This window comes from Paenarthrobacter sp. NPDC089714, assembly GCF_044748905.1.
GTDB lineage: Bacteria > Actinomycetota > Actinomycetes > Actinomycetales > Micrococcaceae > Arthrobacter.
In genome coordinates, this window is record NZ_JBIVGX010000030.1 from 1 (window position 1) to 9400 (window position 9400).

General features: G+C 63.8%; 8 protein-coding genes. 2 read left to right on the forward strand and 6 right to left on the reverse strand.

Going from position 1 to position 9400, the window contains the following annotated elements; translation table 11 throughout:
• Nucleotides 1–133: 133 nt before the first annotated feature.
• Nucleotides 134–1072 carry a phosphoribosylaminoimidazolesuccinocarboxamide synthase gene (locus tag ACIPY3_RS22870; RefSeq protein WP_400337790.1) on the reverse strand — a complete coding sequence of 313 codons (939 nt, stop codon included), beginning with the start codon at nucleotides 1070–1072 and terminating at the stop codon, nucleotides 134–136.
• Nucleotides 1073–1074: 2 nt separating this feature from the next.
• On the reverse strand, nucleotides 1075–2385 hold the full coding sequence (gene purD / locus ACIPY3_RS22875; protein WP_400337808.1) for a phosphoribosylamine--glycine ligase: 1311 nt from the start codon (nucleotides 2383–2385) through the stop codon (nucleotides 1075–1077).
• A 93-nt stretch (nucleotides 2386–2478) separates the two neighbouring features.
• Here purD and ACIPY3_RS22880 point away from each other — a divergent pair, with 93 nt between their 5' ends.
• Together ACIPY3_RS22880 and ACIPY3_RS22885 are read left to right on the forward strand one after the other, a co-directional pair.
• A complete protein-coding gene (locus tag ACIPY3_RS22880) occupies nucleotides 2479–3495 on the forward strand; it encodes an asparaginase (RefSeq protein ID WP_400337793.1) in 1017 nt (338 codons plus the stop codon).
• Between the two features lie 47 nt (nucleotides 3496–3542).
• Complete coding sequence (locus tag ACIPY3_RS22885) at nucleotides 3543–3941, forward strand: sterol carrier family protein (protein ID WP_400337795.1); 399 nt, start codon at nucleotides 3543–3545, stop codon at nucleotides 3939–3941.
• Between the two features lie 83 nt (nucleotides 3942–4024).
• Here ACIPY3_RS22885 and ACIPY3_RS22890 read toward each other — a convergent pair whose 3' ends face one another.
• The 4 genes from ACIPY3_RS22890 to ACIPY3_RS22905 form a co-directional block, all read right to left on the reverse strand.
• On the reverse strand, nucleotides 4025–5512 hold the full coding sequence (locus ACIPY3_RS22890) for a cation:dicarboxylate symporter family transporter (RefSeq protein WP_400337798.1): 1488 nt from the start codon (nucleotides 5510–5512) through the stop codon (nucleotides 4025–4027).
• Between the two features lie 320 nt (nucleotides 5513–5832).
• Entirely contained in the window at nucleotides 5833–6600 is a 768-nt protein-coding gene (locus tag ACIPY3_RS22895) for an SDR family oxidoreductase (protein WP_400337800.1), read from the reverse strand.
• A gap of 24 nt (nucleotides 6601–6624) precedes the next feature.
• Nucleotides 6625–7368 carry an aspartate/glutamate racemase family protein gene (locus ACIPY3_RS22900; RefSeq protein ID WP_400337802.1) on the reverse strand — a complete coding sequence of 248 codons (744 nt, stop codon included), beginning with the start codon at nucleotides 7366–7368 and terminating at the stop codon, nucleotides 6625–6627.
• 87 nt (nucleotides 7369–7455) lie between these two features.
• A complete protein-coding gene (locus ACIPY3_RS22905) occupies nucleotides 7456–9024 on the reverse strand; it encodes an NCS1 family nucleobase:cation symporter-1 (RefSeq protein ID WP_400337805.1) in 1569 nt (522 codons plus the stop codon).
• Nucleotides 9025–9400 lie beyond the last annotated feature (376 nt).

The window sequence follows — 9400 nt, forward strand, 5'->3', positions numbered from 1 at the left end:
GAACTCAACGACAGACCCCGCCAACGATTCGACTTCTGCACCCCAAATGAGATGATCAGAACCTTCCTGTTGCGATAACCGCTAGAAACCGCCCTCTCAAAACAACAACTACTGCCAGTCAGTTGGGCGGGGGTTACGCGAAGGTGCGGCCCGTGAGTTTCTCGTAAGCCTCCACGTAGCGTGCACGCGTGCGCTCCACGACGTCCGCGGGAAGAGCCGGCGGCGGAGTGTCCGAGGCCTTGTCCCAGCCCGACTCGGCGGACGTCAGCCAGTCGCGGACGTACTGCTTGTCGTAGGAAGGCTGCGACTTGCCCGGCGCATACGTGGACGCATCCCAGAACCGCGAAGAATCCGGGGTCAGGACCTCGTCACCGAGCGTGATGATGCCGGTGCCTGCGTCGATGCCGAATTCCACCTTGGTGTCCGCAAGGATGATGCCGCGTTCGCGGGCGATCTCCTCGGCGCGGGTGTAGATCTTCAGCGTGAGCTCACTCAGGCGCGCGGCGATGTCGTCCCCAACCATCGCCACGACGTCGTCGTAGGTGATGTTCTCGTCGTGTTCGCCCACCTCGGCCTTGGCGGACGGCGTGAACAGCGCGGCCTCCAGGCGCGAGCCGTCAACGAGTCCCTCGGGCAAGGGAATCTCGCAGACGGTCCGTGACACCTTGTATTCGGCCAGGCCCGAACCCGTCAGGTACCCGCGGGCGATGCATTCCACCGGGAACATATCCAGCTTCTTGCAGATCATGGCCCGGCCCTCAACCTCGGCCGGAACGCCACCCTCAACAGTGGAAGCGAGGACGTGGTGCTCCACGTCCAACTGCTCGAACCACCACAGGCTCAGCTGCGTGAGGATGCGTCCTTTGTCCGGGATTTCGCTGCTCAGCACGTGGTCGTAGGCGCTGATGCGGTCGCTGGCTACCACCAGGACGCAATCCTGGCCGAACTTCTCGGTAATGGATTCGTCGGCCGGAACGTAGAGGTCGCGCACCTTGCCGGAATAGACGTGCGTCCAGCCCGGAAGCTGCAGCGCCTCGGTTTCGAAACCGCCGGTGGGAAGGGATTCAGTCATGCTCAGGCCTGTACTTTCGGGATGGTGCCGGTAGCCGTGTACGGCACCCGGATTTCGCCGCGTGCGGCCTTGCCTGCAATATCCGTGCGGAACTGCGAGCCTTCCAGCTGAACCAGCTCCACGCCGTCGTACGCTTTTTCGCGCGCCTCAACCAGATCGGAACCGAGCGCGACCACCGCGAGGACGCGGCCACCGGCGGAGACAACCTTGCCTTCGTCATCCAGCTTGGTGCCGGCGTGGACTACGTGGACGCCATCCAGCTCGTCAACCTTCTTCAGGCCGCGGATGCGGTCACCCGTGCGGGGAGTGTCCGGGTAGTTTTCGGCGGCAACGACGACGGCGACAGCCGTGTCCTTGGACCAGCGCAGCTCTTCTGCCGTGTCCAGTTCGCCCTTGGCGGCTGCCAGGAGAAGCGCACCGAGCGGCGTCTTGAGGCGGGCCAGGACAGCCTGCGTTTCCGGGTCGCCGAAGCGTGCGTTGAACTCGATCACACGGGTACCACGGGAGGTCAGGGCCAAGCCACAGTAGAGGACACCGACAAACGGGGTGCCGCGGCGGGCCATCTCGTCAACGGTGGGCTGCGCCACGCGGTCGATGACTTCCTGGACCAAGCCTTCCGGAGCCCACTCCAGCGGAGTGTAAGCACCCATGCCACCGGTGTTGGGGCCCTCGTCGTTGTCGAAGATGCGCTTGAAGTCCTGCGCCGGGGACAGCGGCACGGTGGTGCGGCCGTCGCAGAGGACGAACAGGGAAACTTCCGGGCCGTCCAGGAATTCCTCGATCACCACGGTTCCGCCGGCGTCGAAGCAAGCCTGCGCGTGGGCCAGGGCCTCAGCACGGTCCTTGGTGACCACAACGCCCTTGCCTGCTGCGAGGCCATCGTCCTTCACAACATACGGAGCGCCGAAGGTATCCAGGGCATCGGCCGCTTCCTCGGCGTTCTCTGCCACGCGGGCCATCGCAGTGGGGACTCCGGCTTCCGCCATGATCTGCTTGGCGAACGCCTTGGAGGCTTCGAGCTGCGCGGCTTCCTTGCTGGGGCCGAAGACTGGAATACCAGCTGCGCGCACGGCATCCGAGACGCCCGCGGCCAAGGGAGCTTCCGGACCGACAACCACCAGGTCCACGGCCAACTTGGTGGCGAGGGCAGCGACGGCTTCCGGGTTGTTCCCGTCGATTGCGTGCGTGGGGACCAGTTTGCTGATGCCCGCGTTGCCGGGTGCCGCGTGGACCTCGGAAACGTTCGGGTCTTCAAGCAGAGAGCGGACAATGGCGTGTTCGCGGCCGCCTGGGCCAATGACGAGTACCTTCACAGTCCTCAAGGGTACTTTGTGAAGCCGGGCGAGTCCTAAGGTGTGTCGATGGGCGGAACGGGATGAACCCGCCCAGCGCCCTAGACTTGGCACATGCCACTGAGTTCCCATGAAACGTTTACTGTTGAGTCCGCCGTCGAACTTGCAGTGATCGAACGCAGTGGTTTCATCGAGTCACGGCATATCGGCGCAGCGGTGGTCCTGTCCGGCGACGGCAACGTGGTCACGAGCCTCGGCGACATCGACGCACCCATCATGGCCCGCTCCACCCTCAAACCCTTCCAGGCACTGGCCGCCATGCAGGCCGGCGTTCCGCTGCGGGGCGCCCAGGTGGCCGTCGCTTGCGGCAGCCACACCGGTTCCCTGGACCATATGGACGTGGTGGAGGGCATGCTCAAGGCCGCCGGTCTCCGCGTGGACCAACTCCAATGCCCAACTGCCTGGCCGCAGGACGAGACGGCCCGGAACTGGCTGGTCCGCTCCGAGCGCGGACAGTCAAAGCTCGCGTTCAACTGTTCCGGCAAGCACGCGGCCTTCCTGTGGGCTTGCGTGGAGAACAGCTGGGACCTGCGCAGCTACCTTGAGCCAAACCACCCCCTGCAGCAACGAGTCCGCTCCGTGATTGAGGAGTACAGCGGCGAGGCCATCTCCCACTTGGGCATCGACGGCTGCGGAGCTCCCGTGGCAGCGATCTCCCTGACGGGCCTGGCCCGGGCCTACTCCCGTCTGGCGAAGGCACCCGGCGACCCTGCGTCCAACGCCCGCGCCGCCACGATCGCCACCTCCATGCTGGACTACCCGTGGGCCGTGCAGGGCAGGGGCGAGGCCAACACGATCGTCATGGAAGAGTTGGAGGTGCTTGCCAAGATCGGCGCGGAAGGCGTGCTGGTCCTGGCAACCCCAACGGGCGCCACGGTTGCCGTCAAAGTGCTGGATGGCAACCTCCGCGCCACGTCATTGATAGGGCTCACACTCCTGGCAGTCAGCGGCGCCGTGGATATTCCTGCCGTGTCCAACGTCCTGGAGCGCGTCGTGGAACCTGTGCTTGGCGGCGGACGGCAAGTGGGAAAAATCCGTTTGGGTCACGCTGTGTCCGCCATGCTCGGCTAACGCGACTAAATCCGTCAGCCAGTCAGACAGAGGAGAGAGTTTTCACCATGGCAGTTGCACGACGCCGCATCGACATCCAGGAGGGCCGCGCCGCGCTGGAAGCCTGGAAAACCGCCGTCGGGCCCTCCGACGGTTCCGGACCTGCGGAAGGTGCCACCCCGCCGTCGCGCTCAACCATTGCGACGGCGGTCCGCTACGCCCTGGAGGAAGTCACCGCCCGCGCGCCGGGCAATTCCGTGGAGGTCCGCGTGCCACCGTTCGGCGTGACGCAATGCGTGGAGGGTCCGCGGCACACGCGCGGCACTCCCCCGAACGTCATCGAGACCGACGGCGCCACCTGGCTTGAGCTGGTGACCGGACGGATTTCGTGGGCAGACGCAGTAGCGGCCGGCCGGGTGGCTGCCTCCGGGCTACGGGCCGACCTCTCTGCGCTGCTCCCCTTGTAACTGCCGTTAACGACGGCGGCCGACGCCCCTTTTGTGGAGGGGTCGCCGGCAGCCGGTCCGTCAGTGTTTTCGGTGAACCAGGGTCAGTCCGGGCAGACCGGGGTTTCAGCCTGGCCCTTCTTGCTCATCTCGAACTGCGGGATGTTGTCCTTGGTGGGGCCACCGCGGAACTTTGGCGACGGGTTCTGGCCTCCGCTGATGCGCTCGAGTTCCTGCTCTTCATACACATCTTCCTTGCCGAGCATGATGGCGGAGTCCTCGTTGGTGATTTCACCCTTGAAGGCGCGGAGCATGACGCTGCGGTCGAACTGGCCTTCCCACTTGGCCACCACGAACGTGGCCACGCAGTTGCCCAGCAGGTTGACCACCACCCGCATGGAGTCCATGAGGCGGTCGGCGCCCAGCAGGAGCGCGACGCCGGCAACCGGGAAGATGCCCAGCGCGGTAGCGGTAGCCGAGAGGGCAAGGAACGATGAGCCCGGAACACCGGCCATGCCCTTGGAGGTCAGGAGCAACACACCGAGCGCGGCCAACTGCTGGCCGAGGTCCAGGTTGTGGCCGAAGGCCTGCGCGAGGAAGAGCAGGGAGATGGACAGGTAGATCGCTGCGCCGTCCAGGTTGAAGGAGTAGCCCGTAGGGACCACCAGGCCTGTTGTGGCACGGGAGCAGCCGGCGTTGGTCAGCTTGGTCATGATGCGCGGCATGACGGCCTCGGTGGAGGCGGTGCCGAGTGCCAGCAGGAATTCTTCGCGGGTGTACTTGAGGAAGCTCCACAGCGGAACGCGCGCGAAGCCCCACGCCACCAGGAACAGCAGCCCGATGAAGACGATGGCGGCCCCGTAGCAGGCGGCGATCAGGAGTGCATAGGTGCTGAGCGTACCGAGCCCGTATTGGCCGATGATGAAGGCCATGGCGCCGAAGGCACCGATCGGGGCAACCTTCATGATCCAGGACATGATCTTGAAGATCAGTTCCAGCACGGTTTCCATGAGGCTGATGACGGGCATGCAGCGCTCACGGCCAATCACCACGATGGCTGCGCCGAAGAAGACCGAGAAGAACAGCACCTGAAGCAGGCTGTTGTTGGCGAAGGCACCGATCACGCTGGTGGGAATCACATCGAGGATGAACGCTGCGGCGTCCTTGGGCGGCGCGTTGCCGGTCTTGGCGTTGAGGGCATCCTGGGAAAGGGTTGCCGGATCGATGTTCAGCCCGGCACCGGGCTGGACGATGTTGGCCACGATGAGCCCGAAGACCAGGGCGAAGAGGGTAGCGCCGGTGAAATAGAGGAGCGCTTTGACCCCGACTCGTCCGACCGCCTTGACGTCGCCGACCGCTGAGATGCCCGTGACGATCACGAGGAAGATCAGCGGGGCGATGATCATCTTGATGAGTTGAATGAATCCATCGCCCAACGGCCGGAGGGTGGACCCGATGGTCGGCCAAAAGTGGCCGATGAGTACACCTGCGACGACGGCGATCAGAATTTGGAAGAAGAGCGACTTATACAGTGGCTTCTTCTTCCGCGGGGCCGAACTCGCCTTCAGCGCCGCAGAGTCTGGGATCTTCATTGATCTGAACCAATCAGTTTGGGAACAGCCCCTCATTTTCGGGGGATGTTTTTCAATGTAATCCTGCTCACATCATTCCGCAAGGGGAAAAAGCTTTTCCATAATATGGAAGTCATGATTGGTTTGGTATGCCAAGGATGGCGTGCCTCCGCGACCTTCTTTGACGTGGGAAAGCCCCCGAATCGCCGGGAAATACGGCGATTCGGGGGCTCGGCGGCGGCAAAGTTGGTCGTGGCGGCACGGGGCGGGCCGCAGACGGGGGGGCTGGGGCGCTGAGGCGGGTTGCCGGGGCGGCAGGTGGCCAGGGGTGGGCAGGTCCCCTAGCCGCGGCCTACGAAGGGCATTCCCGCCGCAGTCACTACCAGGGATCCCACGCTGGCCGACGCCGGCATGTTGGCCATGAGGAGTACGGCCCGGGCGGCGTCGTCCACCGGGAACATCGGCTCCACCTTGCGTGACCCGTCGGCCTGCAGCGCACCCGATCCAACGCCAATGGTGTCCATGATTTCGGTGCGGGTGTTGCCGATATCGATCTGCCCGCACGTAATCCCGAACTCGCGGCCGTCCAGCTCGATGCTCTTGGTCAGCCCGCTCATCGCATGCTTGGTCACCGTGTAGGCAACAGACCTGGGCCGCGGCGAGTGCGCGGAGATGGATCCGTTGTTGATGATCCGTCCACCTTGCGGCGACTGGGCCTTCATGGTCCGGACGGCCTCGGCGGCACACAGCATGGAACCGGTCACGTTGACTCTCAGCGTGGCTTCCCACTCCGCCACGTCCAGGTCCCCCACGTCACCGGCCGGCCCGAAGATGCCTGCATTGTTGAAGAGGACATCCACCCGGCCCCAGCGCTGGCGCACCGCACCGAAAAGGCGGGCGACGTCGTCGGGCACTGTGACATCGCACGGAACCGCAAGCGCCTCGGGGTGACCATCCGCCGTCTCCAGCAACTGCGCCTCACGTCGTCCGGCCAGCGCCACGCGATACCCCTCGGCGAGCATGAGCCGGGCAACCGCCCTCCCGATGCCCGAGCCGGCCCCGGTCACGACGGCGACCCTGGGGTCTGCGGGCAGGCTTGAGTCAGTCATGTGGTTGCCTTTCGGGGAGTTGCCTTAGCGTGCGGCGGGCTGGTTTGCCGTGGTTATCGGCCAGCCTATGACAGTCTTGGTGCGCGGCGCCGCGTAGGTGCGGACCTTGGACGTGGAGAGGCCCAGGCGGACGAGGGACTCGGCGATGGTGACGGCCGAGGCGACGCCATCCACCACGGGAACGCCGGTACGCTGGCGGATCTGGTCATCCAGTCCGGCCATGCCACCGCAGCCCAGGACGATCACTTCGGCGTGGTCCTTGCTGACGGCTTCCTCGGCCTGGCCGACGATTGCCTCCACGGCGCGGTCCGGGTGTTCTTCGAGTTCCAGCACGGCCATGCCGCTGGCCCGCACCGACGCGCAACGGGCATCGAGTCCGGCCAGCTTGAGGCGGTCCTCGATCAGCGGAACGGCCCGGTCAAGGGTAGTCACCACGGAGTACTTGTGGCCAAGGAACATCGCTGTGCTGGCGGCGGCCTCGGTGATGTCCACCACCGGGACATCGAGGAGTTCCTGGAGACCCTCCCGGCCGTGTTCGCCGTAACCTGCCTGGATGACGGCGTCGAACGGCTCCGGATAATTGACCACGGCGTCCATGACGGCGATGGCAGCCAGGTAGCTTTCGAAATTTCCTTCGCAGGAATCAGCGCCGAAGCGCGGGGTGATGCCGATGATTTCCGTGCCTGGCGCGGCGGCGGCCCGTGCCTGGGCTGCAATGGAATCGGTCATGGACTGGGTGGTGTTCACGTTTGCGACCAGGATGCGCATGGTTTCCTCTCAATGGCTATGCCCGCCCTCGCCGGCGTCCGCAGGGATTCGGAGGCCGGGAGGGCGGGCATCACCTTTGCTGATGCTTTAGTGGGTGCTGGCGACGGCGATCGGCTCGCCGGAGACGTCCTCGTGCTGCTGCTTCTTGTCAGCCACAGCGAAGTACGTGAGCGCGGCGACGCCGGCTCCGATGAACCAAGCGAAGGGCGCAACGGCCGCGAGGCCTGGAATGAACGCAATGGCCAGCGCGATGGCGGCTGCAGGGATCATTGCGACGATCGCCCTGGGGTTGACGCCGCGCTTGTAGAAGTAGGCGGCCTTCGGATCCTCGGTATACAGCTCTGGGACGTTGACCTTGCCGCGGCGGATCAGCCAGTAGTCGGCCATGACCACGCCGAACAGCGGGCCGAGCAGGGCGCCGAGGCCACCCAGGAAGTACACGATGACAATCGGGTTGTTGTACAGGTTCCAGGGCAGGATGACCAAGCCGATGGTGCCGCTGACCCAGGCAGCCCTGCGGAAGTTCAGGTGCCGCGGGAACAGGTTGGTCAGCGCGTAGACCGGAGCCACGAAGTTCGCCATCAGGTTCACGGCAATGGTCAGGATCAGCAGGGCAAGGCAGGCCAGGACCAGCAGGAGCGTGTTCGGAATGCTCTGGACAATGTCCGAAGGGCTCTCGATGACCGTGCCATTGATCTTGTACTGCCCGCCGGCCATGATCACGACGATGGCGCCGAAGACCAGCATGTTGATGGGAATGCCCCAGAAGTTGCCCTTGACGATGGACTTCTTGGACGTGGAGGACCGCGTGAAGTCGCAGAAGTTCAGGACGAACGTGCCGTAGATGGAGACCCAGAGGGCACCGCCGGCAAAGATGGTCAGCCACATCTCAGTACCTTCGAGGCCCTTGATGCCGGACCACTGGATGGCCCCGCCTGCTTCGATGAAGACCCACACAGCGATGGCGGCCATAGTGACAAGGATGATGGGTCCTGCGAAGGCCTCGTACTTACGGATCATTTCCATGCCGAAGCTCACGATGACCAACTGGACGATCCACAAGGCAACAAAGGAGAACCAGCCGAGGGTGGAAAGACCCAGGATGGAGTTGCTGTCCAGGTCCTTGAGGCCCGGCGCGATGGCAACCAGCAGGACGCGCAGCACCACGGAGGCAAGGTACGTCTGGATACCGAACCAGGCGACAGCGACGGCGCCACGGACCAGGCTGGCGATCTGGGCGCCACGGATGCCAAAGCTGATGCGGCTCATGACGGGGAACGGAACACCCGTCTTCTGGCCCATGAAACCGGAGAAGTTCAGGAGGGCAAAGAGCAACACAGCCCCGATGCCCAAGGCAACCAGGATCTGCCAACCGCCCAGCCCCAGCGAGAACAGGCCGATGGCAAAGGCATAGTTACCCAGGCTGTGGACGTCGTTGGCCCAGAGGGTAAAGATGCTGTAACTGGTCCACTTTCGGCCTTTGGCCTTGGTGGGGGCGAGGTCAATGTTGTAGAGGCTGGGGCTGATGGTACGGCCTGAGGCTTCGGAAGCGATGGCACAGAGTTCCGTATTTCCTACGGAAAGCAGGTGGTGCCCACCTTGGTGCTCATCTTCTTCCGGAGTCCCAGTGACGCCGACTGATGAAGTCGTCTGCATCGTGGATCTCCACTTCGTACTGTTTCCACATTATGAAAACAAGTTATTGAATAGTGAAAGAACTCTATGACTCAGGTCACGTCACGTCAAGGGTTGAACTGTATGACGGGTCACATTCTGTTGATTGGCTCGTCAGACAGGAGTTGACTGTAGCGGTCCCGCAATCCGTATTGACGCTGCCCAGCAGGCGTGCGTAATCTCGAATTGCAGAATTTTATTCTCACAATACGAAATTCAATGAGCGCCCCCACAGAGCAAGCGCCCAGACATTCAATGAAGAGAGGTTGGACGTGGCTGCAGGAGAAGAGACCTCACACATCCTTAGTGGGTTGACTGCCCAGTTGCCTGATCGTGATCCGGAAGAGACCGCGGAGTG

What these genes read in the sequence shown, in the direction of transcription:
- ACIPY3_RS22870 (WP_400337790.1), bottom strand. Translation starts at nt 1,072, where the DNA reads ATGACTGAATCCCTTCCCACCGGCGGTTTCGAAACCGAGGCGCTGCAG.
- ACIPY3_RS22880 (WP_400337793.1), top strand. Translation starts at nt 2,479, where the DNA reads ATGCCACTGAGTTCCCATGAAACGTTTACTGTTGAGTCCGCCGTCGAA.
- ACIPY3_RS22885 (WP_400337795.1), top strand. Translation starts at nt 3,543, where the DNA reads ATGGCAGTTGCACGACGCCGCATCGACATCCAGGAGGGCCGCGCCGCG.
- ACIPY3_RS22890 (WP_400337798.1), bottom strand. Translation starts at nt 5,512, where the DNA reads ATGAAGATCCCAGACTCTGCGGCGCTGAAGGCGAGTTCGGCCCCGCGG.
- ACIPY3_RS22895 (WP_400337800.1), bottom strand. Translation starts at nt 6,600, where the DNA reads ATGACTGACTCAAGCCTGCCCGCAGACCCCAGGGTCGCCGTCGTGACC.
- ACIPY3_RS22900 (WP_400337802.1), bottom strand. Translation starts at nt 7,368, where the DNA reads ATGCGCATCCTGGTCGCAAACGTGAACACCACCCAGTCCATGACCGAT.
- ACIPY3_RS22905 (WP_400337805.1), bottom strand. Translation starts at nt 9,024, where the DNA reads ATGCAGACGACTTCATCAGTCGGCGTCACTGGGACTCCGGAAGAAGAT.